The organism is Paenibacillus sp. 1781tsa1, assembly GCF_024159265.1.
GTDB lineage: Bacteria > Bacillota > Bacilli > Paenibacillales > Paenibacillaceae > Paenibacillus.
This window is the reverse complement of the sequence record NZ_JAMYWY010000001.1, coordinates 3,049,572-3,075,319: the sequence shown is the minus strand read 5'-3', so window position 1 is coordinate 3,075,319 and position 25,748 is coordinate 3,049,572. Positions and strand designations below refer to the sequence as shown.

Below are 25,748 nucleotides of genomic sequence, written 5' to 3'. Positions count from 1 at the left end.
AGCTTATCTCAAGTATAACGTATGAGGTTAATTCGAAGATGCTTCAAATTTGAATAATTATTGAATCCATAAAACCTGATTCCCACATCAGGTCTTACGGATTCAAGTCGTCTCACGCTCAATCAGCTGGTATGTCAGCTTCTCGGTTTTCAACTCTGTTTTACCCAATACAGCCCATAATTGATGAAATGCTTGGGTGGCTTGCTCTGCGATCGGATTGTGTATGGTCGTGATTCCGAGAACACGGGAAAGCTCAATATCATCAAACCCCACAATGGCGAGTTGTTCCGGTACCTGAATATTTCGTCTGCGTGCTTCACTCAGAATGCCGATGGCTGCATAATCATTCGAACATAATACAGCTTGTGGAAGTTCTGGCCCCTCTGCCATTCTGCGCATCGCTTCTTCGCCATCTGTGGAGCTGAATACAGAATATTGATACGCTTCAGACCACACAGGTAACCCTTTGCTCTTCATAAAAGATTCATAGGCTTCACGGCGGCTCTGGGTATTCAAACTTTCAGCCCTGCCAAATGCATTAGCAATTCGGGTGTATCCTCTCGAAACCAGATGCTCCAGAGCTAACTCATACCCTTCTGCCTGATCCATCGCGACAGACGGAATCTCGTCGTTCCCCATTCGCTGCCAGGAGACAATGGGCCCATACTCACAATATGCTTTCAATTTGCGAGGGTCATTGACACAAGCAATAATAACCAGCCCATCGACTCGTTTACTGCGCAGATCTTCGAACGCCTGCAATTCAATCTCCGGGTCTCCACGGGATGTATAGATAATCGTCTGAAAACCAAAATCCATAGCTGTATCAATGAATTGATTCATGAATGTAAGAATGATCTCACCTGTGGTAGAGGTCACAATTCCAATCTGCTTCGTTTGCCCTGTAGATAACGATATCGCATTTCGGTTGGGAATATAATTCAATTGTTTCATAATATCCGTTATGATCTGTCTTGCTTCATCACTAACATGCGGAGAATGATTAATCACGCGTGACACTGTCGCTTTTGAGTAGCCGGACCGCTTCATAATTTCATCAAACTTGGACATCGGAGACTCCCTTCTTGCTAACGAACTATATAAGTTCAACCAATATTATTTAGAATAATAGTATGCCTCAGATTGGGATCAAAAGTAAAACTTGACGTGTAACCCGTTACAACGTTTAAGCTTTTTTTATGTCATACATGAATCATCTTAAAGTGCGTGTTCAAAAAGATCGGTTTTCAGTACCGAGAAGATGGGATGAAGATAGAAATGGAGTAGCAGAGCGTAGGGAAAACTACGTGAACAACCGCAATGTTTCCGAAGGAAACATACTTCGTAAGCCCACACTTATTTCGGCTGAATTCCATATTCGATGCTGATGATGCCGTTAGGCATCTTTTGTAATCAAAAGCGTGCTTTTTGAACAACCTCTTAAATAAAATTTGATGAATGGAGCGATACACATGAGCAACTCTCAAAATCAAACCTATCAATTCCCGGAAAATTTCCTGTGGGGTGGCGCAATTGCAGCCAACCAGGCTGAAGGTGCATACAATCAAGGCGGCAAAGGATTATCTACTCAGGATGTAGCTCCCAAAGGCATCATGGGGCCAATCACGGAAGAACCAACCGAAGATAACATGAAACTGATCGGTATCGATCTGTATCATCGTTACAAGGAAGATGTAAAACTGTTTGCCGAGATGGGCTTCAAAGTATTCCGTACGTCCATCGCCTGGTCCCGGATTTTCCCAAAAGGGGACGAGCTGGAGCCGAATGAAGAAGGTCTGCAGTTCTACGACGATCTGTTTGACGAGTGTCACAAATACGGGATCGAACCACTCGTTACGCTATCCCACTATGAGACACCTCTTCACTTGTCCAAAGAATACGACGGCTGGGTTAACCGAAAAATGGTTGGATTCTACGAGCGTTATGCAACTACTGTCTTCAAACGTTACAAAAACAAAGTAAAATACTGGCTTACTTTTAACGAAATCAATTCGATTCTTGAAGCCCCCTTCATGAGTGGAGGCATCTACACGCCAAAGGAGAAGCTTAGCAAGCAAGATCTGTATCAGGCGATCCATCATGAATTCGTAGCTAGTGCTTCTGCTGTGAAACTCTGTCATGAGATTATTCCTACGGCACAGATTGGTTGTATGATGCTCAGTATGCCTACCTACCCGCTCACACCGAATCCAGACGATATGATTAAAGTCATGGAATTCGAACATAGCAACTATTTCTTCGGTGATGTGCATGTAAGAGGTCGCTACCCTGGTTATATGAAACGTTACTTCCGGGAAAATGGAATTGAGATTCAGATGGAAGCTGGCGACGAGGAAATGTTGCTGAATACAGTAGACTTTATCTCTTTCAGTTATTACATGAGTATCTGTCAGACAGCAGACCCGGAGAAACAAATCGCAGGTGAAGGTAACTTGCTTGGCGGCGTACCTAACCCTTATCTGCCAGCAAGTGAATGGGGATGGCAGATTGACCCGCAAGGCTTGCGTTATGTGCTTAACATGTTCTATGACCGTTATCAGAAACCACTGTTTATTGTAGAAAATGGTCTTGGCGCTGTTGATGAGTTAATCACGGGTGCTGACGGTGAGAAAACAGTCGAAGATGATTACCGCATCCAGTATCTGAATGATCATCTGGTTCAGGTTGGCGAAGCCATTGAAGATGGCGTTGAAATTATGGGTTATACATCATGGGGTTGCATTGATGTGGTCAGTGCGTCTTCTGCCCAATTGAAAAAACGTTATGGTTACATCTATGTTGATCGTCATGACGATGGTTCAGGAACACTCGAACGTTACCGCAAAAAATCCTTCCATTGGTACAAAGAAGTGATCAGCAGTAACGGGAAAAGTTTGCAGCGTTAAGGTTTTTCAAGCAATGTTTAAGCAAATGTAACAGATACATCCATCTATCCCCCAGCAAATAACATGAAAAAGTGTCGGATATACGATACCTTGGCATGTTTACTGTCTGGGGGATTTTATTAAAAATACCCGATGCTAAATGATAAACATCGGGCATTCTCATTGGCTGTTAGGATATTCTTTACTATATGTTCTTCACTACATCCCTGCTGTACTTTGTTTTGTCTTCTTCCGTTATCTCGCGAATGACCCTGCAAGGGTTACCCGCAGCAATCACCCCAGACGGTATACTCTTGGTCACTACGCTCCCTGCTCCAATGATCGTATTGTCTCCAATCGTCACACCAGCAAGAACTGTCACACCGCCACCGATCCACACATTATTCCCTACCGTGATGGGTCCAACAATCTCCAGACCTTCATTGCGCTGCTCCACATCAAAAGGGTGACCTGCAGTATAAAACCCACAATTTGGAGCCACAAAAACGTTATCTCCAAAACTAATTTTGCCTCCATCCAGCATGACAATATTATGATTGCTATAGAAGTTCTCACCAATTTCAATATTATAACCATAATCACATACAAATGGCTGTTCAATCAGGAAACGATCGGTTGTTTTCCCGAACAGTTTCTTAATGAACGCTTCTCGTTCATTGATCTTGCCTGGATGGAGCTGGTTATAATCGTAACAAAGTCCTTTGGCATACAAACGCTCTTCAATTAACTCTTGATCATAATTGGCATTATATAGTAGCCCTAATTGCGATTTCTCTTTTTCAGTCATCAAGTCGATGCACTCCCCATCTTCTGCCCTTAATTAAGTTAAAGCTCTATCTCTCTAATGATTCTGGCAGGATTGCCGCCCACGATCATATTATCCGGAACATCCTTCGTAATCACAGCGCCTGAAGCAATAACGACGTTATCCCCTATAGTAACTCCTGGATTAATAACGGCCCTACCACCGATCCATACATTATTTCCAATCGTGACTGGCTTGCCATATTCTGCACCCGTATTGCGTTCATGCGGATGGAGTGGGTGAGTAGCCGTATAGATATGTACATCAGGCCCCATTAAACAATACTCTCCAATACGAACTTCACACACATCTAATATCGTACAGTTAAAATTGGCATAAAAATGGTTGCCTACATGAATGTTATATCCATAATCCACATGAATATTAGGTTCCATGCTCAAATGTTCCCCTGTAGATCCCAACAATTCCTTCAGTAACTTGGTTCGAAGCTCACCGTCAGTTTCTATCGTTTGATTAAATGTCCGCGTCATTCTTCTTGCATATTCTCTGCCCTGGGACAATTCGAGATCAGAAGCCATGTACAGTTCGCCATCCAGCATTTTTTGTTTTTCCGTCTTCGTGGTCATAATCACCGCTCCCTTGGCACACATCATATAATTTAACATTAAATAATACTTTTTAAAACTATTTTAATTATATAGATTAGGATGAATAAAACAACTCTTGCTCTATATGAAAATAGTCGATACTACTCTCCCGCAATCTCGTAAGGTAGCAAAAAACCTCTACACCCCATTGACTACGGGGATGCAGAGGTTCAATTTTTTGTCTAATTTCTTCATTCTAAGCAACCGCCTGAACGGTTTTTTCCTTCACGCTAATAGCATAGATGGCTGACACCAAGCCAAGCAAAATCAGTACAGAGCCGACCCATCCGGTGTTCAGAATCGATGAATGATCGATCACCATACCACCGATATAGGTACCGAGTGCAATACCTGCATGTGCTATACCGGAATTGGTGCTGATTAGTGTTTCAGCTGTTTCCGGCGAAGTTTTGATAATGAGACTATTCTGTACAGGCGTAACCGTCCAGCTCAGTGCACTCCAGATGCTTAACAATATCAAGAAGGCAATCAAAGGTAATTGAACACTGAACGGAATGACAGCCATACTCACGATAAAGGGAATCAGCACAATGACTATCGCTTTAGCAGGATGCAGACGATCGGATAACATGCCCCCGATGCCTCCACCTGCAACAGCAGCGATCCCAAACATCATATAGATAAAGGTAACCATCGTCGCGCTGGCACCCAGGGTTTCTTGCAGAAATGGTGTGAAATACGCATATAAAGTCAAATGACCCGCAAGCACCAGCAAAGTCGTCGCATGGATTGCCAACATTTTTGGATTCCACAGCGCCGTAAGCTGTTTCTTCAGGGATACAGCTGGGATCGGCTGCACACGATCCATCGCAATCCAGATAGCTACCATAACCACTGCGGTCAGAATAGCGATTAACATAAACACTTCACGCCAGCCAGCCAAGTTTCCGACAAAGATACCAAGTGGTACACCCAGGATCAGTGAAGCACTGCCTCCCATGGTAATGGTCCCCACCGCGCGTCCTTTATACTGTGGTTCCACAATGCGGGCGGCAAGGGTCAGGGAGAGCACAAAAATAAGTGAGCCAGTGGCTGCTCCGAGTGCTCTACCCGCCATAAGCATATAAAAGCTGGTACTGAATGCAGAGATCAGATTACTGATCAGAAATACAAACAGCGTACACATATATACTTTTTTACGCTCGAATCTGGCCGTCATATTTAATAAAATTGGCGCAGACAACGCATAGACAAGGGAGAAAATAGAAATTAAATACCCGGCTTTCGCCAGGGAAAGATGAAGATCCGTAGCAATCAGGTCCAGAATGCCGCCCAAGATCAGTTCAACGGTTCCGACCACAAATGCTGCGATAGCAAGCACATATACTTTCTTATTCATGTGAATCCTCCTCGAAAGTTACAACTACGATAGTAACCCATAAGAATGAAAGTTTCAATAGTTATTTTCATTATTTTTCAAACAAAGATATAACAAAAAAACTATTCTCCAAGAGAATAGTTTTAATAGATCAACCTGGTAAGCAGTCGCTCAATCTCCGCATCCTGTAACAGCTGGTCCCCGTATTTTTTGGTAATTTGAGTAAGCGCAACATCATGGTAGAAATAATCAGTCATCGCTTTAACAATCGGTTTGGACATCGTCTTGATGGCTCGCCATGAATCGTGTTCCACACCGGCAAACAACAGATAAGCATGATCCACAATGAGCAGTTGTGATGGCTCCGGCGCGTCAAGTAATGGAATCAACGAGTATTTCCGAGTTAAGGAGGTCTCCATGCCCCCAACGGCTAACACTTCAACATACACTCCCTGCTTTTCCTTCTGTTCCAGCAGTTCCCGATATTTCTCCATTCGCTCATTCCATGCCAGAAAAAGAATCGATGCTTCCGCTTCCTCGATAAGTTGTTCAATGTTAGATCCAATGGATGATTCATCTTTTAACGTCCAGATATGTTCATCCGTGAATGTACGTTTGATTTTGTAACTCTTCAGTTCCTCAATATCTTTATCAAAATCAGCCTTGATCTTATGAATAATGGACTGAATATCCACGGCCATATATAATTTCTTTTTTCCATCCATCGTTGTCAGCACCGTTCCCTTGTCGATCAGCCGATTGAGTACCTCATATATTTTGGCTTTGGGAACGTTGGAATAATTAACAATGGATGTGGCATCAAGCGGTTCATCTTGTGCAAATATAGCCTCGTATACCTGGCTCTCATATTGTGTAAAACCGAATTTCTGCAACATATTTGAATCGGCGCATCCCTTCTTATTATGTCTGGTCTATCTAGTTTAGACGGCTATACTTCCCATGTCCAGTATGTCCCAACTGACATGGGAATGTTGAATCAAAAATAAATTTAGCGATGTCCCCAAAATAAAATCACTTTCCAGTGGTTATATTAAGGATCGGAATACACATTTTGCTTGTGGAAGGAGCTGTAATTTTCAATGGAAAGCACGCAAGATTTTGTGAAGAAAGTTAACGAAAATGCCGAGAAAGCGCGTCACAATAAAAACAACGGCAAGGGAACACCAGGGGACAAGTTACCATCGAAGCAGCATTCTACGAATAAGTAGAGTCTAATTATTGAACAGCATGACTTCCGTCTAGCACCCTTTCCTCTACTTTTCATCTACTATTAAGAACCTTTAATAGAAAAGAGATGATTAGTATGGCTCGTGTCAATGCTGTTCCACAACCGGATCTGGTATTAATCTACTGGTCCAGAAATCCGCTCGTGCCTGGTTCTGCTCGCAGAATCCAAAGTGTACGTGTGATTGGCAACACGTCTCCGTGTACATTTACATTGGTTCCCGGCGCATTATTGATTAATGCCTTAAACTGTTTGCTGGACAACGATATTGGATTCAAAGTGGTATACCGCCAGAAAACGTCAACCATCAGTGGAGTTCTGTTATTGAAACGCAAATAATTGGAAGCAAAAAAAATGGTGCCTCCCTTTAAGGAGCGCACCATTTTTCATGTTCCATTCTTGGATAATATGAATCAAACATTCTATTGGTTAGCAGCGATCGTTTTCGTTTCATTCACTTCCTGTGTGATCGGTCTTTTGTTCACCATATGCATTTAATTCAGAATATCCATAACTAATACATTTACTGAATGAGCTGTTAAGTTAACCACCACCGATGTATCGGACAGTGTAATCTCCTGTTCTTGGGGAACCACTTTCTCATCATTCTTCTGATTCACATTCGGAATATGCACCAAATGATCTTCTCCAGTAAGCGAGATCAGTCTGGCTGAAGCTTCCACCTTCAGATCCTGAAGGCAAATCCGGGTTGATTTATCCACATCATCTGCATTGACCAGTTTCACATACACATGCCGTGCGTCCTTCGTAACGGAGTGAAATACTTCCCGGTTGTAGGCTTCCAGCTTGTAATCCAGAACTTTGCTAGGATTGCGCCCATCCGTATACGAGCAGATCAGATTCTTTCCTGTATCCCCACCATAGTTAACCGTAATCGTATAATCAGTCCCATTCTCGAGTGGTTCATAATTGGCCGCTCTCAGGTTACCTGCTGCCGAACTGGATGAATAGTCTCCCAGTGTATAACCCTCAATTCCTTTTTTATAGACCTTCACGCCTGTTGCGTTCCCGCCGTAACTGATTGCGTACTCGATGACATCCTTGTTCTCGGGTGAGATATCCGTCAATCCCACGCCGATGTAAAAACCATCCTCACCCGAAATTCTCTCCGCCTCAACCTGCACCTTGTAGTTGGTCCATTCGTCATTCAGCAGATACAATCCATTCAATCCACTTGATTGTGCCTTCAAAATGAGTCCTTTCCCTTCGGTTAACGTGTATCCTACCGATCCGGGAATCTGGTTCCATGCCTCACTAGGCTCTGTACGTTCCCTGAAATCTTCATCTAGCAGTATCGTTCCATCCACATTGGACGTGACGGTGACTCGTTTCACCACGATGTCTGCATTCCCTGTCGCAATCTCGATGCCGCCACGCGGAATGAGATTCAGCGGTTTGCCTTTGCTGTATGTAGAGAACGAAGTCTCAAGTACCTGATCCCCTATATACTTTGCAAAAAGCTGCTGCACATAATAATTCGGTGTGTACCACACCGTTTCATCATCAAACCAGATGCAGTCCGGCGTCCAGCGGTAGGTACCGTCCGTTAGTACTTTGTTGAACAATGGCGCATAGGCAGCCAGGCGAACAACATCCGCATTATTTTCAAATCCGGTCATGATCGCAGCTTCCGCAACCGCACCTGCCAGCGTATTTTTGTCCGTGGAAGCATACTCTCCCACAAATACTTTGGATGTTTCTTTCCAATGGACACTTCCGTCTTCATGATAGGCCCGGTCATAGTAGTTGTAACGATCCACGTTATTCAGCAAATATTCATTGGATCGATAGTAGTGCTCATCTGCGATGGTGTCCATGTAATTGTCCTGATTCTCATACCAGATTACGGTCTCCTCAATGACCTCTGTGCCATCTGCAAAAGCAACTTGAGCTGATCCGGTGAGATTTCCGCTTAGGAATTTCCATCCTTCCTGGTACGCATCATCATCCGCTTGAGCACCAACCGTCGAGATAATGTGCAACTCATGATCAGGGTAGTTCCGTTTCATATACTCATCTATCGAACGTTTGAATACTTCGAAATTGGCAAAAAACTCAGTGCCCCAGTTCTCATTACCTACGCCCAGATAACGAAGATCGAACGGTTCAGGATGCCCCATCTGGCTTCGTACCGCCGCCCATTCGTTGTGTTCAACATCTGTACTGAGCGCAAAGTCGATCAGGTCTGTGAAGTTGCGGATGTAATAATCCCTTAATGCGCCACCCGCAGGGTGAGCATAATCCGAGCGTGCCTGACATAACACACCGCAAGCCATGACTGGAACCGGAGCAGCATTCAGATCTTCCGCCAACTGGAAGTATTCCATATAACCAAGCCCCATCGTCATCATGTAACCCCAGACATTATAATTCTCTTTGCGCAGCTCAACGGGTCCCACAGAATCCTTCCAATCGTATACGTTGTCCCATATAAAGGACCCTTCGGAGATACATCCTCCCGGAAAACGCAGGAACTTTGGATGCAGATCTGCGAGAGCCTGAATTAGATCTTTTCTCAATCGATAGTTCGGATTACCTGTGTAGTTGGCATGTGCTGTAGCGGATATTCCTTCTTCTGTCGGATCAGCTCCCCATACATTCTGAGGCACTAAGGACACCATATCGACGGAGATGTCACCTGCAAACGTAAGTACCAGTTGACCAAGTACAGTCTCCGTTCCGGTAAGGGACAAGCCGTATTTCTTCCATGTGTTCCCGCCTTCAACATGTAACGTTACCGAATCACTGATGGAAGTGTCTTCTCTATCCTGCAATTGGACAGTGATCGTTCCTGCCGAATCTGCTTTTGCCCATACGGTAAAATCATACGCCTCACCCTGCTTGATGGACATGGCACAATGCTGGTTGGAGTCTGAGAATCCACGATTTCGAATCGTTGCCCCATCCTGAACTGTTACATAATAAGCATTTATTTCAGGATCTTGCACGTTAAAGTGAGCGTTCAATCCCTCCGTATGCTGCACGAGCATCTTCTCGGTATCACCTGACCAGGCAAACAAAGGTTCACGATTTCGACCTGTCGAACAACCACATTCCCCCGAATCATGTGAATATGTATCAAATGCAAAAGATTCAAATGATCGATTCTGGACAAGCTCCGCATAGATCCCCCCATCTGCGGCGTTATTAATATCCTCATAGAACAAACCATACATCACTTCACTGATGTCAGCCACTTTCTGATCTCCATGGATGGTGACCGTGTAAGGTGGGAGGTGCGCCGGCACAACAGACACATCAAAGCTTTGGCTCAGCTTACTATCACCTCTGTTCAGAAGCGCACGGAGCGTAACCTCTTGTGCTGATGTGATTGCCTGAACCTCTCCATTCTCAGACAGGACTTCCGGATTACTGGAACCCCACTGAACCGTCACTTTATCACCCAGCAAATGTGCGGGCAGTGACACATCTCTGGTGATAATTCGGTTGGGGAAAGACAAATACTTGTCTGCCGCAAGCTTCACAATCGCTTCATCTGTCAGTGATTCACACATCACTTCAATCACCTGATCCGTGGTGAGTGCTGCCCCATAGATCCGAAAGTCGGACAACGAACCTGCAAAATCCACATCAGCTGCGTATTGGGAGCGTCCAATATAATTCTGGTTATAATTCTCAGGGTCCTTGAACGTATCAAACCATTTACGCAGTTTGGCATAATTGCCACTGGACGTCTGACTGATCGAACCGTCTGCGGCCTTCTCTCCGTTCACATACACAATTGGACCTGCACTGCTGAGCGTCCCCCCTTGGCTGCCTGCCACGGAGAGTGCAATATGCATCCATTCACCGCTTGCAACTCCCCCACTTGGGTGAACAACCAGATTATCTCCGGCATATAACGTACCCAGGAGCTGACGCGTCAAAAACATATACGGTCCCTTCTCCCCCTTGCCAAAGTCAAAAATGCGTTCCCACACATTCGAGCCTTTGCCCAGAAACACCCAAGTGGCAATCGTGATTCCTGTGTTATCGCTTACATTCCGAAGTAGATCCGAAGGTAACTGCAGATAAGAAGTTCCATTCACTCCCCCGCTAAAAGTTACAGCCGATCTGCCTTTCAACTCGGATATTACAGGGGGTAACTCGCCTTTTGGCAAACTATCATGCCCGTTTCCAGAGTTGTCTTTACCGATCTGAACAGCATCTTCGAACGTGTACCGTGCGATTAATTGGTTTTGATACGAAGTCATGTGCTAACCTCCTATGTAATTTGCAATTGTCTTCTCTTGCTTTTGATTCGCATAAGCATAAAATGATTGATAAATATTTAAATACATAATCTAAACGTAATACTATCGCATTACAGAGACCAATTTCAATCCTAAATTTGAGAATGACTGCTGTTTTATTTATGTTTATATCTATGTAAAAAGCTTTATCGGTCCGTCTCCCCGCTCTTATTTTTATTTATTTTGCTATAAACCCATCATATTTATGGTTTACAAACATATAAACCAATTGATAATATATCAAATGAAAGCGCTCTATATAATAAAGCACCCAAAGGAGGTCTGCTGAACCTTATATCGTGTGTTGCCAAGTATCGGGTTATTTTTCATTCCGGGAATTAGGAAAGGGGAAACGTATGAAACGTTATTGGATAAACGTACTTAACATTTCTGTACTAAGCACCGCATTACTTACTGCAACAACTTTGGCACCGGTCTCGGTGTTCGCCAATGGTTCAGGGGCAACCGTGGGTAACTCACAGACTTCCATTGCACCTATCGTAAATCCAGCTCCATCATTCAAAAATGTTTCCGTTCATGACCCTTCTGTCATTAAGGTAGAGGATACCTTTTATATTTTTGGATCACACCTGCAAGTGGCCAAGTCCAAAGATTTTCTGAACTGGGATCTCGTCGCCTCTGGCGTTACGGATAACAACCCTGTTGTCCCCAATGTAACCAAGGAATTCGCTGAAGCCCTGGAATGGGCACAGACAGATACGTTATGGGCGGCAGATGTCATTCAGCTCGCGGACGGTAAATTTTATATGTACTACAATGCTTGTAAAGGGGACTCTCCACGCTCAGCCCTCGGAATTGCTGTCGCAGATAACATTGAAGGACCTTATAAGGACCAGGGTATTCTGTTGAAATCTGGCATGTGGGATCAGATCAGTGAGGATGGTACCATTTACGATGCAACAATTCACCCCAATGTGGTCGATCCTGATGTCTTCTATGATAAAAACGGCAAGTTATGGATGGTATACGGCTCCTACTCCGGGGGGATTTTCATTCTGGAGATGGATGAGACCACAGGCAAACCGTTGCCGAATCAAGGTTATGGCAAAAAGCTGACCGGAGGCAACCATAGTCGTATTGAAGCACCTTATATGCTCTACAGTCCCGAAACCGATTATTATTATCTATACCTGTCTTACGGCGGCCTGGGTGCTGACGGAGGATATAACATTCGAGTTGCTCGTTCCCAAACGCCGGATGGTCCTTTCCTTGATGCCGAAGGAAACGATATGATCAACGTTAAAGCGAACAAGGATAAACCGCTATTTGACGATCGTTCCATTGAGCCTTTTGGAGTCAAATTAATGGGGAACTTCCTGTTCGAGAGACAGATTGGCGATCCGGGCACAGGCTTGGGAACCGGTTATGTATCACCGGGACACAACTCAGCTTATATTGATGCGGAGACAGACAAACAATATCTGATCTTCCATTCCCGTTTTCCGGGGCGTGGTGAAGAACATGAAGTCCGTGTACATGAGATGCATATGAATGCAGACGGTTGGCCCGTCGTTTCTCCGTATCGCTATGCTGCCTTGGGAGAGGATACAACGCAACTGACAGCTGAGGATATCGCCGGTAAGTACCAGTGGGTGAATCACGGTAAGGACATCACGGCGGACATCAAGCCATCGCAGACCGTTCGGTTCACAGCAGATGGGCAAATTAATGGTGCCGTGACAGGAACATGGAGTCTCGGCACAGACAACCAAGTTCAGATTACATCGAATAACGTTGTGTACAACGGCGTTTTCACACATGAATGGAATTCGGAATTCCAATGTACGGTTCTAACCTTTAGCGCCCTCTCCTCCTCCGGGATTGCCATCTGGGGAAGTCAAGGTGTTGAACGAAGTGATCAGGACATTGTAGATGCAATAAAAAAAGATCTGAGCATTGGTAATACGGATCATGTGTTCTTCAATCTCTCACTGCCTGCAAAGGGATCAGGTGATGCAGAGATTACGTGGAAAAGCTCCAACCCTTCGGCTCTATCCGCTACTGGTGTAGTGCAGCGACCACGCGCTGGCAAGGGGGATGCCAAAGTGAAATTAACCGCTACGATTCGTAAAGGAACAGCAGTAAGTTCCAAAACGTTCAACGTCATCATTCCACAGCAAGCGGTAAGCCCATTGCTCGGGGAGTATACGTTTGAACACAAGAAAATTGCAAAAATCGCACAGGATGACAGTAAGAACAATTATGATGGACAAGCTTATAATGTGGTGAGTTCTGCTGCAGGTGGCAAAAATCAGGCTGCTATATTCAATGGGACAGACAGTTATATTCAGTTACCTGGACTCGTTACAGATACAACGGATTTCACATTTAGTGCTTGGGTCAATTGGGACGGCGGCGGGTCCTGGCAACGTATTTTCGACTTTGGAAATGGGTTGACGAGACATATGTTCCTTACTCCCTCCCAACATAATGGGGCATTACAATTCACCATTCATAATGAGGGACGGGATCAGAGTCTCATTGCTGCCAATCCCTTGCCTTCTAAGGAGTGGGTTCATGTGGCTGTAACCCTTCAAGGTGATGTGGGTACTCTATATGTCAATGGTACATCTGTTGCAAGCAGCGCTGAGATTACTTTTAATCCAAAAGATCTGCATGTAACAGAAGCTTATCTGGGCAAAAGTCGTTATGCGGCTGATCCGTTCTACAAAGGCAGCTTGGATAATGTAAGAGTATACGATAAAGCATTAACAGCGAAGGAAATTCAGCGTCAGGCCAAAGAAAAGCCTTAACTCAGGTTATATCATAGGCGCTGGGCTCCATAACGAACACACCAATAAAGCAGCCTATGCATTAAAATGCACACCTTTGTTAGACATGTTTAGTTTAACAATAGGGCCGCAGTTCATTGCATCAGGCTGCTTTGTATATTACTTCGAATAATGAATAACCATGTTCATTTTATTGGTCTTAGCACCAGCGTTAACATAGGCATGAGGCTTGTCCGCCCCAAAACGGATCGACTCCCCTTGGTTCACCGTATATTCTTCCGTCCCAACCCGAATCGTAACTTCCCCCTCAAAGACCGTAATGAATTCTTCCGTACCTTCGATATGCGATTCTGCATTTAACGCAGATTGAGGGTCCATCTCCATCACATATATTTCAAAACGCCGACCCTCTTCAAAAGGAAAATGCAGATATATTCGTACCCTTCCCTCATCCTCCATCAATACTTGAACATCATTACCCGTTACAACGGTAGTATCTGATTTCGGTTCGTGGATCAAAGCAGTAAAAGAAATTTTCAGGCCGTTGGCGATCTTCCATACGGTACCAATCGAAGGATTGGATTCGCCACGTTCAATCTGACCCAGCATGGTCTTGCTAATGCCGGACATTTCGGCAACCTTGTCCAAACTAAGCTTTCTTTGTTCCCTAAGCTGTTTCAAGTTCTGAGCAAGAATATGATTAATGTTCTTCAAAATCCATCCTCCTCCATATATAAACAAGTTGTGCTTTATAGCGCACATATTGTACAATGATAAAGAACGTACGTTATAACGCACATTTAGTTTATTATATCACACAACTTGAGAAGACGTGGAGGATCTATGAACATTATACCTTTGGTGACATACGCAATCATCGCATCATTTACACCGGGCCCCAACAATATCATTTCCATGACACATGCAAAAAATAAGGGTTTCCGCAAGACCCTTCCGTTTATTAGTGGAGTTTCAGTTGGCTGCCTGCTTATTATGTTTTTGTCCAGTTACTTCAACCTTATTCTTCATCAATATATCCCCAAGATCACACCCGTTTTGAACGTGTTAGGGTGTGTGTACATGCTCTACCTGGCGCTCAAAATCATGCGAAGTAAACCTGCGGAATCACAAGAAAACAAGGGCAATCATTATTCATTTCTATTCGGGTTCACCTTGCAATTCATGAATCCCAAAGTCATTCTGTATGGGCTTACGGCCATATCCGTTTTTGTTCTGCCTCTTGGGCAATCCCATGTTCAACTCATCGTATTTTCCCTGCTTCTCACCTTCATCGGCATTAGCGCCAATATGACCTGGGCGTTCGGTGGCATGTTATTTCAGAGTTTTCTATTAAGGTACGAGCGTCCTGTTAATATCGTAATGGGTATTTTGTTAATCTACAGTGCTCTATCAATCCTGATGTAAAATGCAACAGAAAAAGCGTCCGCTCATTGAATGAGCTGAACGCTTTTAATTTCAACTTAATTCCGGTCTCCACCATGGATGTGTAGGATAATCCTCCGTATGAAGTACAACCTTCTCGCCGATTTTGGGTGTTGCAATCTTAACTTTCAAAGCATGTGCAGCCTTGGTGATCCGTTCGACCGGTTCATTCCAGGCATGATAGGCCAGCGTAAATGCCGCCCAATGAATAGGGATAAGCAACTTGCCACCTACATCCAAATGCGCTTGCACCGTTTCTTCCGGCATCATGTGAATGTTGGACCACCGTTCGTCATATTGCCCACATTCCATCAAAGTCAGGTCAAATGGCCCGTATTTACTGCCAATTTCCTTGAAATGAGGGCCGTATCCACTGTCACCACTAAAGAACACTTTTGTATGTTGTCCAGCGATGACCCACGAACACCATAAGGTAGAATTGCGGTCGAATAATCCTCTGCCTGAAAAATGTCGTGCTGGCGTACAAGCCAATGTTAGACCTTTGAACGATAACTCATCCCACCAGTTATGCTCGGTAATCTGCTCCGAGGGCACACCCAGTTGAGTCAGTCGACGGCGGACGCCAAGCGGCACGATAAATCGCTTTGTTTTATCCTTCAATCTGCGAATGGACTCATAGTCCAGATGATCATAATGGTCATGCGATATAATGATTGCATCCAGCGCCGGAAAATCCTCCGGTTGAATCGGTAGATTCGTGCTGTAACGTTTGGTACCCACCCAGGATACGGGGGATGGACGATTGCCCAGCATCGGATCAAAGAGCAACCTGTGACCCTCGATTTCAAGCAAAAAGGCTGAATGGCCGAACCATGTAACCTGCGGATTATCGGATGCACTGAATGATTCTGCAGGTTCACATATCTCCATGGGCATCGTGCCTGATGGCCTCCGCTCTACATTGCCACGCATGGAATCTCTCAATATACTGATCAAGGACTTGAAGTTCATGCCGGCTGAAGTCGGGAGCTGATTTTCGTATTTTGTCATTGTCCATACCTTCTGTTCTATATAATCGATCTGTGATTCAACATTTGGATAAAATATATTCATATCGTAGCTATATATTAATTCATTGACCGTCGATATTCAATTTTCGGTTAATTAAGACAGAATTAAGACTGTGTTTTCTCTCATATAAGATTAGGCGTATATGATAGAGAAAATACATGGAGAGTATGTGATAGAACATGAAGAAATGGCGCAAAAGATTAGTTAAGTTTTTGATATTCGACCTGGCTTTGATTCTGCTGCTTCTGAGTACAGGGGTGATCTACCAACAAGTAGGTGCAAGACAAGATGCAAAAATACTTGTTCCTCCTGGAGAGTTGTACAAAGTACATGGTGAAAATATGCATTTATATACGGGTGGAGAAGGTGATGTAACCGTAGTGCTCGCCTCCGGCTGGGGTACCGCTAATCCCTATGTAGACTATTATCCGTTATATGAAAAACTCGCTCCCAATACGAAATTCGCAGTATATGACCGGTTTGGCTATGGATATAGCGATCGAACCGACCAGAAACGTGATGTCGATACCGTCGCTGAGGAATTGCATGAGTTATTACAAGTGTCTGGACAGAAACCACCTTATGTATTGGTTGGACATTCACTCGGCTCGCTGGAAACCATTCGTTTTGCACAAAAATACCCGGAACTCGTCAAGGGGATCGTCATGATTGATGGCGGAAGCCCCGAATATTATGCGAAGGACGATGACTCTTTGGCAGATACAATAGGTGGTTTTGCGAATAAATTCCGTATCCAAACCGGACTATTCCGCCTTTCCATGCAATCAGACCTTGTTGTCGAGACATCCAATGCCAATCGTAACAAATTGAAGCTTGTACCCGATGAACTGAAGAAAATCGATACAACTGCTCTGTTGCACAACTATGGAAATGCAAATACGTTGGATGAATTACGTGAAATAGCTGAAAATGCCAAAGTGGTCGTAGATCACAAGCAACCGTTTTTGTTTCCACTCACGATACTGACGGCTGACTACCTTGGTGCCAGTGAACCCGACTGGGATAAATCACAAGTAGAATTCAAATCCTGGTCTAATGAATCCAAACAGATAACCATTAAAGATACCGATCATTACATCCATCAATTCCGTCCTGATCTCGTTGCCGATGAAATATTGGCCGTGGTGAAGAAGTAACTTTCACTCTACCAACGTTTGTTAGGCTATTCTAAAAAAGAAACCCCAAAGATTATCCATATCTTTGGGGTTTTGCGTATGAGATTTATTATGCTAACTCCAGTCTTGGCCGCTCGGCTCTGAAATCGCTGAAGGCTTGCTCGATCTCTGCTGAAGTCAATTCGTGACGATATAAGTAATGCTCCATCGCCTCCATTTCAGTTCGATCCCCATTGTAGATGTTATCAATTTTCCGAACGACCTGATTATATAAGCACTCACGCCTGGATTTCGCAGGCTCACACAGCCAGAAGTTCATTCTTTTTACATCACCTGTCTCGGTCCAGAGCAAATTCTCATATCGAATGACATCCCAGTCCCAATATCCAGCACGAATCTGCTGAAGTTCCGTCGTAAACATATCGCATATCAAGTTGGGAGGAATGTGTCCATATTTCTCACGATACTGTTTCAGATTGAATGCTTCAATCCATTCTGTTAGGGTGTACTCACCAGGTGAATACGCATACATTTTAGGTGCAAAAAGATGACTCTGCAATGATCTGAGTGCTTCACTTTCCATCTCTCCATCCAATCTTGCACGTGAAGCGTATACCTTGAGACAATAGTCTTGCAATCTATATACAACCGAGTTATTACTAATAAGCGAAGCCTGTAGAGTGAGATGGCCATTTTTTTCGTAGTGCAGCAGCATCTTTTCAATGGTATTGCATATGGGATTGATGATGATCATAACAATGTCTCCTTGCGTAAAAATAAAGTATAAACCGTTTTCGGTTAGTTAAAAATTGCACTAATACATCCTATATTACCCTTTTATATTAGTATGAACATATACTATTTTGCCGAAACATGAAGTATTTGCTCTGAAATTTATGCTTGGAACCGCCGTATCCCGACTATTTTCTTACTTTAATAGCTGTAACCCGTTTCACGTCAACCCTAAAAAAGATAGAATACATACGCAAAAAAGCGATGCTTCCTTAGGATCAAGGAACACATCGCTCTGTTACTATACTTGCTTGTTCATATTAGTTAAAGAATTAATGCATTGGACCTTGTTGTCCAGCTTGAGCTCCAACTTTGACCCGTTTCACAAAGAGTGAAATGATCAGTCCAATTACGGCAAGAACCAATGCAAAGACAAACGCATTTTGTACACCTGACGTGAAACCAGCCAACTGGTTCTCCGGAGTCTCAGGGTTCGCCACACTGCTTAAGAAGCGAGTCTGTCCTGCACTCAGGATACTTACTGCCACAGCCGTACCAATAGCTCCGGAGACTTGTTGCAGTGTATTCATAATCGCAGTACCGTGAGGGTAGAATTCAGGAGGCAACTGGTTCAAACCGTTCGTTTGTGCAGGCATCATAATCATCGAAATACCGACCATCATGAACACGTGCAACGTAATGATCGTGCCAAGGGAAGTTGTTGCTTCAATGCCTGTATACAGGAACAAAACAACGGATACGATAGCCATCCCGATAATAACAAGCCATTTTGGACCAAACTTGTCGAACAGACGTCCCATGATTGGAGACAAGAATCCATTCAGCAAGCTACCTGGCAACAGGACTAGTCCGGCAGTTAATGCTGTAACTGCCATACCTTGTTGCAGGTACATTGGCAGAATCAACATCGAAGACAACATCATCATCATCGAGATGAAGATCAGGATTAGACCAATCGTAAACATCGGATATCGGAATGCACGCAGATCCATCATTGGCTGCTTCATTCTTAGCTGACGGATACTGAATAACAGCAAGGACAACACACCAATAACGAGAGTGGCAACAACGACCGGACTCGTCCAGCCTCCGCCAGTTTCCCCGTGTCCCCCTGCGCTACTGAAGCCGTATACGATACCACCAAATCCAAGAGTAGAAAGGATAATGGATAATACGTCAATTTTGGGCTTGGTCAATTTCGAGATATTCGGCAAGAACAGCAAGCCACATACCAGTGAGATAATGAAGAACGGCAAGGAGATCCAGAAGATCCAGTGCCAGCTCAGATTAGCCAGGATCAGACCGGAGATACTTGGACCACTTGCTGGCGCAAACATAATAACCAAACCGATTAATCCCATGGCAGCACCACGTTTCTCAATCGGGAAAATAACCAATATGGTATTAAACATCAGTGGCAGCAACAGCGCTGTACCTACAGCCTGAAGTACCCGGGCCACCAACAGAATTTCGAAACTAGGTGCAAGCGCAGCAACAAGTGTGCCTGCAATCGAGAAAATCAGGGAAGTTGTGAACAGCTGTCTGGTTGTAAACCATTGCAACAGCATACCGGATACCGGCACCAGAATTCCCAACACAAGCAAGTAACCTGTGGTTAACCATTGAATCGTTGTAGGTCCTACTTCAAGCAGACCCATAAGTGGTGTCAAAGCCACGTTTAATGCCGTTTCGCCAAACAGACCAATAAAGCCGCTCAGCAGCATTGCGAACAAAATCGGAAATACCTTGTATTGCTTTGTTTCTTGTTGATTCTGTGCAGAATCAGCCTTCATGGAAACCTCCACGATCCCATCCTCCTCAAACGTATCGAACTTTCTTTTTCTCTGTCTCTTGGTATAACTTATTGAAGCTGTTTGGCATTCTTCGTCACAACCGACAAATACTCAGCAGCCGTCAGCAGAGGCTGTTTATCCTGATTCGTCAGGCTGATAATCAGTGCTCCCTCCATCAAAGAAATGATCAGAAGTGCCGTCTCCCGCGCCTTCTCTTCACCAACGCCATCCAGAATCAGATGTTTCTTAATAACATCCTGCCAATCTGCAAATACACCCTGACATGCAACACGCAACTGCTGACTAATACACGATGTCTCCACAGCTGCCCAGAAGCTGAAAGGCAGAAATCCGGTAAACCCGGCTGCTTCTGTCTCATAAGCCAAATCATGAATAAATTGCTGAATGGCATCTCCTGTATTGTCATGGGCTGCAAATGTTTTCTCAAATGTCTGCAGAATATGTTCATTGGCCTTTTGAATACACTCGTGCGCGAGCTCTTCCTTGCCATGCGGGAAATAATGATACAACGACCCTTTCGGCGTACTACTCTCTTTGATGATCTGATTCAGACCAGTCGCATGATATCCTTGTGAAAAAAACAGTCTCGCTGCTGTGCTGACAATGGACTCCCTAGCATTAGACTTTTCACTCAACGAAAGCCACTTCCTTCAAATAATTATAACAATCGGTCTATATAATTAAACTCGCTCAGATCGGTACTGTCAATCCTTTTTATTTCAAATTTTAATGTAAACGTTAACAGTTCAGAAGTAAGCAAATAAACCAAGCGACAGTTCTTGGTCAGATTATCAAAATATTTAAATCCAATTGGAATAGTATGCATTAAACATGCTATACTAATCGAGAAATTGTAAGTCATTATTCAAAACATATATTCATAGAAAGGTGTTTGCCATGGAAATGCGAATGATTAAGACCTTTCAAACCATTGTAAAGCTTGGAAGCTTTCAGCAGGCAGCAGAAGCATTGCAGTATTCACAACCCGCCATCACACAACACATTCAGAAGCTTGAAGGTGATCTCGGTGTGAAATTAATTGACAGAGGAAAAAAGATTAAATTGACGGAAGCGGGGAAAATTTTCTACGCAAGAGCCGATCAGCTTCTTAAGGAATATGAGTACTTAACGAATACCATCTCGGATATCCAACAAGGACAAGCCGGTTATGTTCGAATCGGAGTATCCGAGCCCACAGCGAGCCACAGACTTCCGGCGATTCTGTCTTCATTTGTGGAGAAAAATCCAAAAATCAGACTCAGCATCCGTATTGGGGACAGCAAGTTGCTAAATGAGCTGGTCGTGGATGAACAGCTTGATTTTGCTGTCTGCCCTTCTCCAGAAACCAGTCTGGATACCGAGTTTCAGCCTCTTCTTTTTGAACCCATGGCCTTATTATTGTATAACACGCATCCATTCGCTCAAGCTACTGAAATACATTTGCAGGATCTGAAGGGTCAACCATTTCTGTTCACACCTCCAAATTGTCCGATTCGAATTCGAATTGAGCAGCTGTTGGCTGAAAAAATTGATAGTGATTATCAAGGTATCGAAATATCTAATATCCGATCTCACAAATATTATGTACAAGCCAAATTGGGCATAACGATTGCTCCCATTGCAACAATCGCTCCTGCCATTCCGGGAACGGTTATCCAACCCATTGCCGATCTGAAGGTTGGCCCCATAGTCGGCGTCTTGCGTAAACGAAATACTCCGCTTGGTACTGCGAGCGAGAAACTAATGCTGGATATTCGAACCGCACTACTCCAAAGTAATCTGTATGTTCCAGAGTTCGAGCTTCCTTCCAAGCTGGCAATGCCATAACATGACTTGCCAGCTGCTATAACAGCACAGGAGCACTTCGCTATTTCAATCTGCCTGCCGTGCGCCCCCCATCTACCGTCAGTATGCTGCCTGTGATAAATGACGCCTGCTTCGAGGTCAGATACAAGATCGCTTGAGGTGCATCGTCAGGACCGGACGTCCGACCTAACGGTGTAATTTTAATCATATGTTCCGTATGTGCCTGTGTCATCACACTAACCTCACTACCGGGCGCATATCCTGGTACAACGGCATTAACCCGAATGCGATAGGGTGACAATTCCAGTGCGAAGGTTTTGGTGAGCATCTCGATCCCCACCTTGGAAACGGAATAGTTCCCCATACCAACACCGGCGGTGGAAGCTGCTCCGGAGCTTATATTAATGAAGGAACCTTCCACCCCGCATCCAATCATCTGGTTGGCAAACTGCTGTGTGAGCAGAAACGGTGCCGCCAGATTCAGATCCATCGTATCATTCCAATCCTGAAGCGTCATGTTCATCAGTGTACGATACGGGTATATCCCTGCATTGTTGATCACAATATCTGGCGTATTCCATTGGTGTTCAACCACTTGAACTAGTTCATTGATGGATTGCTCATCCACAAGATTGGTCACATGCCAGTGTACATCCACCCCTTCCTGCTTCAGTTCATCTGCTACATTTCGTAAGGCGTCTTCTCGAATATCAGACAAATACAGTTTCGCTCCTTCAGCTGCGTAGGCTCTGGCAATCCAACGTCCAAATACACCTGCTGCTCCAGTAATAACGACCTTTTCACCTACAAATCTTCGTTCAGTCATGATGTTCTCTCCTTTGTACAATTCAGTTGGAATGGAGATGTCTCTCCCTTTCGGCCGCAAGAATAATTGCCTGTTTAATCTCATAACCGATACGATTCGCCTGACGAACAAGCGATGTTCTTAACTTGTAGAAGGCTTCACTACCCACTGTGGCCGCAGCCAACTGCTCGGCTTCCGCAAGAGCGGGTACCAATACATGACTGCCTGCGAGATCATGATCATAACGGCTGCCTTGGACGTAGTTGATGGGAACAAGCCATCTGCTGAGTGCCAATATCGTTCGATTCACCTCTGAAACTGACGTATCCGGCAAGGATTCACGTTCAACCCGTTCATAGAACCGCTCTGTAACAGCTTGCAGTTGTTGTATCCTGCTTGTTATACGTGAAAAATCAATATGTTCCCCGACAAGTTCGGCGTAATAGCTTATTCTGTCCGATAAAATCTGAACAGCTGGCCTCTGATCAATGGGAATGATCGGGGAAGAAGCGGCATGGTGGACTGCTGCTGCGTACACTTTGCAATCTCGTGCCAGAACATCTCCGTCAATTTTGTCCAAGGTGTCCTCCGTCGTATGCCACCACCAACCAAACCAGCCTTCAGGCTGATAGGATAAGCCCATGAAAGCCGACGGAAGTCCGGCGCCCCAAAAAGATTGATCTCCCGACTTGCCAAAAGGTGATCCACGGAAAGGTTCATCTGTTACGATTCGAATGGCATGCTCACATAAGTCCTTGGTCTCTGCCATTGTGTTCGCTGCAGCCAGATTACTGGCACCCTTGGCGCCCACAGAATCAATATTGATATGAAGCACGCCATTCTCGTGCAAATCCTCCCAATGTAGATCACTATATAACGCAGAACCCGCATATCTGCCATGAGAATGCCCGGACCAAAAAGCAAAACGAACAGAGCGCCGCAGAGAATGACGGTGTAGAGATAATACACGTGCCACTTCCACCATGACTGCATTGGCGGAGCCGTTATCCATCGCACCATAATGCCAGGAATCTACATGTCCGCTGAATAGCACAAAGGATTCACGCTCCACTGTGCCTTGTATTTCAGCAATCAGTGTGGGTATCTTAACCCAACCAGTTCTCACCTCGGCATGCAACGTAACCTCGACCGTATCATCATCATGCGTGGATATCAGCGACTTAATCTGCTCTCCATCAGCCTTATTGACCGACAGCACCGGAATGACAGGATAGCCATCATCCTCTGGTGTTGGATTCCCCCACACGGAGGAAACAATCATCTCATGCGTATACGCACCACTATTGATGAAAATGATCGCCTTGGCACCCTGTTGTTGCAAATGGTGAATGGTTGCCCAATTGGCCAGTCCATGCACAATCACCGCGCTGTTCATCTGCTGATCCTCCTTGGAGTTCCGGTCTCTCTGTTCCAGATCCAGGAATCTTAATTCCGTGTTCAATTGTTCCGTCTGGGCTGACATTGAATGTGTAATAGCCGCGAAAGAAATGTCGCCAACCCGAAGTTCTGCTCGGAGCGGGATACTGATGTAAGCCTCGTTAAACGTAAGCTCCGTAGTCAGACCGAAGCTCTCCAATTGCTCTTGGATATAACGAAACGCCCGAAGTTCTTCTTCAGATCCGGATAAACGAATCTCCTTGGCTATCTCTGTATTGTATTCAAGCAGCAGATCACGATCGATCTCATGCAGAACGACATTCTGCTCCGTTTGTTGCTGCAACTCAGCCATTAGTATTCCCCCTTGCCTCATTGCCTGCTGCAACGCCTAATACAACTTTTGATTCATCATCGTTGCTCTGGTTCAAATATTGAATGGCCGTTTCGCCAAGAACCGATATGCCTGTGACAATGGCTTGCTCATCAAAGATAATCGAATCACTGTGAAGAGGAAGCTGCGAACGAGCATCTCCCTCTGCCACGGTTCCTAACCGGAATATGGCTCCAGGCACATATTCAAGATAAGCACCAAAATCTTCGGCACCCATGGAAGGTTCCTTCAGATATACGACCGAATCTCTGCCAATCACAGACTCTGCCGCACGTTCAATCACGTCGACTACGTGATCATCGTTAATCACGGGTGAACCGCCACGGTAATATTCGAACTCCGCTTGTCCGCCAAAACCTTCCGCAATCGTCTCGATGAGACGCTTCATATATATTGGCACAGCTTCACGCGTCTCCGGATTGTGCGTACGGATCGTACCTCTGAGTTGAACTTCACCTGCGATAACATTATAGGCATTGCTATTGCTTTGCAGCTTCGTAATCGAGATGACGGAAGAATCCAGTGGAGACAGGTTGCGGGATACAACCGTTTGCAACGCAGTTATGATCTGGGCAGCTATAATCACCGGGTCAACCGTTCGATGTGGATACGCAGCATGACCCCCTTTTCCCGTCACCAGAATATCAAAAGCATCTGCCGCTGCCAGCATGGCCCCTTTCCGCAATCCAATCTTGCCTGCGGGCAAATCCGGCCATACGTGCAGGGCAATAATCGCATCCAACTCAGGGTTCTGCAATACACCTGCCTCAATCAGATCCGTAGCTCCTCCCCTTACTTCCTCCGCAGGCTGGAAAATAAATTTCACTGTTCCCTGAAGTTCATCCCTGTGCTCACTTAAAGCCGCTGCTGTACCAAGTAATATCGCTGTATGCACATCGTGCCCGCATGCGTGCATCACACCCTCACGAGTGCTGGCATATGGCAACCCGGTCTTCTCCTCAATAGGCAAGGCATCCATATCGGCGCGAATGCCAATGGTTCTCCCGTCCCGTCCACCTTTCAGAAGTCCAACCACCCCTGTTCCACCTACATCGGTCTGCACTTCAAGGCCAGCCTCCAATAAAAATTGCGCAACCAGCTTGGCTGTTTCAAATTCCTGGTGACCAAGCTCAGGGTTCTGGTGAATATGACGGCGGAGCCGAATGGCCTCATCCTTCCACTTTTCGGCTGTAGTACGAAAACTCATCGTTTCATTCCTCCTCTTCCTTGTTGAGTTGA

At 44.8% G+C, this 25,748-nt stretch carries 21 protein-coding genes; 7 read left to right on the top strand and 14 right to left on the bottom strand.

The genetic code is table 11. The annotated features are described in order from the left end of the window. Window positions 1-102 precede the first annotated feature (102 nt). On the bottom strand, window positions 103-1,071 hold the full coding sequence (locus tag NKT06_RS13735) for a LacI family DNA-binding transcriptional regulator (RefSeq protein WP_253435064.1): 969 nt from the start codon (window positions 1,069-1,071) through the stop codon (window positions 103-105). A 401-nt stretch (window positions 1,072-1,472) separates the two neighbouring features. Between NKT06_RS13735 and NKT06_RS13730 the strand changes: the two genes are divergently transcribed. Beyond that, on the top strand, window positions 1,473-2,906 hold the full coding sequence (locus tag NKT06_RS13730; RefSeq protein ID WP_253435061.1) for a glycoside hydrolase family 1 protein: 1,434 nt from the start codon (window positions 1,473-1,475) through the stop codon (window positions 2,904-2,906). Window positions 2,907-3,090: 184 nt separating this feature from the next. Here the strand turns inward: NKT06_RS13730 and NKT06_RS13725 are convergent, their stop codons facing one another. The 4 genes from NKT06_RS13725 to NKT06_RS13710 form a co-directional block, all read right to left on the bottom strand. Then, entirely contained in the window at window positions 3,091-3,693 is a 603-nt protein-coding gene (locus tag NKT06_RS13725) for a sugar O-acetyltransferase (protein ID WP_253442547.1), read from the bottom strand. Between the two features lie 38 nt (window positions 3,694-3,731). Beyond that, on the bottom strand, window positions 3,732-4,298 hold the full coding sequence (locus tag NKT06_RS13720; protein WP_253435059.1) for a sugar O-acetyltransferase: 567 nt from the start codon (window positions 4,296-4,298) through the stop codon (window positions 3,732-3,734). A 217-nt stretch (window positions 4,299-4,515) separates the two neighbouring features. Next, a complete protein-coding gene (locus NKT06_RS13715) occupies window positions 4,516-5,679 on the bottom strand; it encodes an MFS transporter (RefSeq protein WP_253435057.1) in 1,164 nt (387 codons plus the stop codon). A 122-nt stretch (window positions 5,680-5,801) separates the two neighbouring features. Further along, entirely contained in the window at window positions 5,802-6,554 is a 753-nt protein-coding gene (locus tag NKT06_RS13710; protein WP_253435054.1) for a TrmB family transcriptional regulator, read from the bottom strand. Window positions 6,555-6,758: 204 nt separating this feature from the next. Between NKT06_RS13710 and NKT06_RS13705 the strand changes: the two genes are divergently transcribed. Next, entirely contained in the window at window positions 6,759-6,887 is a 129-nt protein-coding gene (locus tag NKT06_RS13705) for a DUF4023 family protein (protein WP_047842809.1), read from the top strand. Window positions 6,888-6,982: 95 nt separating this feature from the next. Continuing rightward, complete coding sequence (locus tag NKT06_RS13700; RefSeq protein WP_253435052.1) at window positions 6,983-7,243, top strand: hypothetical protein; 261 nt, start codon at window positions 6,983-6,985, stop codon at window positions 7,241-7,243. Between the two features lie 155 nt (window positions 7,244-7,398). On the opposite strand, the gene NKT06_RS13695 is transcribed toward NKT06_RS13700, so the two are convergent. Then, on the bottom strand, window positions 7,399-11,139 hold the full coding sequence (locus tag NKT06_RS13695; protein ID WP_253435050.1) for an alpha-L-arabinofuranosidase C-terminal domain-containing protein: 3,741 nt from the start codon (window positions 11,137-11,139) through the stop codon (window positions 7,399-7,401). 395 nt (window positions 11,140-11,534) lie between these two features. On the opposite strand from NKT06_RS13695, the gene abnB reads away from it, so the two are divergent. Next, on the top strand, window positions 11,535-13,952 hold the full coding sequence (abnB, locus tag NKT06_RS13690) for an arabinan endo-1,5-alpha-L-arabinosidase AbnB (protein WP_253435047.1): 2,418 nt from the start codon (window positions 11,535-11,537) through the stop codon (window positions 13,950-13,952). A gap of 138 nt (window positions 13,953-14,090) precedes the next feature. Here the strand turns inward: abnB and NKT06_RS13685 are convergent, their stop codons facing one another. Further along, the gene (locus NKT06_RS13685; RefSeq protein WP_253435045.1) at window positions 14,091-14,645 is read right to left on the bottom strand and encodes a helix-turn-helix domain-containing protein; all 555 of its coding nucleotides are present in this window, start codon (window positions 14,643-14,645) and stop codon (window positions 14,091-14,093) included. Between the two features lie 129 nt (window positions 14,646-14,774). On the opposite strand from NKT06_RS13685, the gene NKT06_RS13680 reads away from it, so the two are divergent. Beyond that, window positions 14,775-15,356, top strand: a complete 582-nt coding sequence (locus tag NKT06_RS13680; protein ID WP_253435041.1) for a LysE family transporter — start codon at window positions 14,775-14,777, stop codon at window positions 15,354-15,356. Between the two features lie 51 nt (window positions 15,357-15,407). Here the strand turns inward: NKT06_RS13680 and NKT06_RS13675 are convergent, their stop codons facing one another. Further along, window positions 15,408-16,385, bottom strand: a complete 978-nt coding sequence (locus NKT06_RS13675; protein WP_253435036.1) for an MBL fold metallo-hydrolase — start codon at window positions 16,383-16,385, stop codon at window positions 15,408-15,410. 200 nt (window positions 16,386-16,585) lie between these two features. Between NKT06_RS13675 and NKT06_RS13670 the strand changes: the two genes are divergently transcribed. Beyond that, window positions 16,586-17,563 carry an alpha/beta fold hydrolase gene (locus tag NKT06_RS13670; protein WP_253435033.1) on the top strand — a complete coding sequence of 326 codons (978 nt, stop codon included), beginning with the start codon at window positions 16,586-16,588 and terminating at the stop codon, window positions 17,561-17,563. Window positions 17,564-17,651: 88 nt separating this feature from the next. On the opposite strand, the gene NKT06_RS13665 is transcribed toward NKT06_RS13670, so the two are convergent. From NKT06_RS13665 to NKT06_RS13655, 3 genes are all read right to left on the bottom strand, one after another. Next, window positions 17,652-18,296: a protein kinase family protein gene (locus tag NKT06_RS13665; protein WP_253435030.1), complete on the bottom strand. Its 645-nt coding sequence runs from the start codon at window positions 18,294-18,296 to the stop codon at window positions 17,652-17,654. A 310-nt stretch (window positions 18,297-18,606) separates the two neighbouring features. Then, window positions 18,607-20,088: a DHA2 family efflux MFS transporter permease subunit gene (locus tag NKT06_RS13660; protein WP_253442545.1), complete on the bottom strand. Its 1,482-nt coding sequence runs from the start codon at window positions 20,086-20,088 to the stop codon at window positions 18,607-18,609. Window positions 20,089-20,156: 68 nt separating this feature from the next. Next, entirely contained in the window at window positions 20,157-20,744 is a 588-nt protein-coding gene (locus NKT06_RS13655) for a TetR/AcrR family transcriptional regulator (protein WP_253435027.1), read from the bottom strand. Between the two features lie 268 nt (window positions 20,745-21,012). Between NKT06_RS13655 and NKT06_RS13650 the strand changes: the two genes are divergently transcribed. Further along, window positions 21,013-21,936, top strand: a complete 924-nt coding sequence (locus NKT06_RS13650) for a LysR family transcriptional regulator (RefSeq protein WP_253435024.1) — start codon at window positions 21,013-21,015, stop codon at window positions 21,934-21,936. Between the two features lie 40 nt (window positions 21,937-21,976). Here NKT06_RS13650 and NKT06_RS13645 read toward each other — a convergent pair whose 3' ends face one another. Genes NKT06_RS13645 through NKT06_RS13635 form a run of 3 tightly spaced genes read right to left on the bottom strand, consistent with a single transcriptional unit; the run spans window position 21,977 to window position 25,716 of the window. Next, window positions 21,977-22,741 (bottom strand): SDR family NAD(P)-dependent oxidoreductase, encoded by a 765-nt coding sequence (locus NKT06_RS13645; protein WP_253435019.1) that lies wholly within the window; start codon window positions 22,739-22,741, stop codon window positions 21,977-21,979. A 22-nt stretch (window positions 22,742-22,763) separates the two neighbouring features. After that, entirely contained in the window at window positions 22,764-24,470 is a 1,707-nt protein-coding gene (locus NKT06_RS13640; RefSeq protein ID WP_253435015.1) for a M28 family metallopeptidase, read from the bottom strand. Beyond that, the gene (locus NKT06_RS13635; RefSeq protein ID WP_253435012.1) at window positions 24,463-25,716 is read right to left on the bottom strand and encodes a M20 metallopeptidase family protein; all 1,254 of its coding nucleotides are present in this window, start codon (window positions 25,714-25,716) and stop codon (window positions 24,463-24,465) included. Before NKT06_RS13635 ends, NKT06_RS13640 begins: the two co-directional genes overlap by 8 nt. Window positions 25,717-25,748 lie beyond the last annotated feature (32 nt).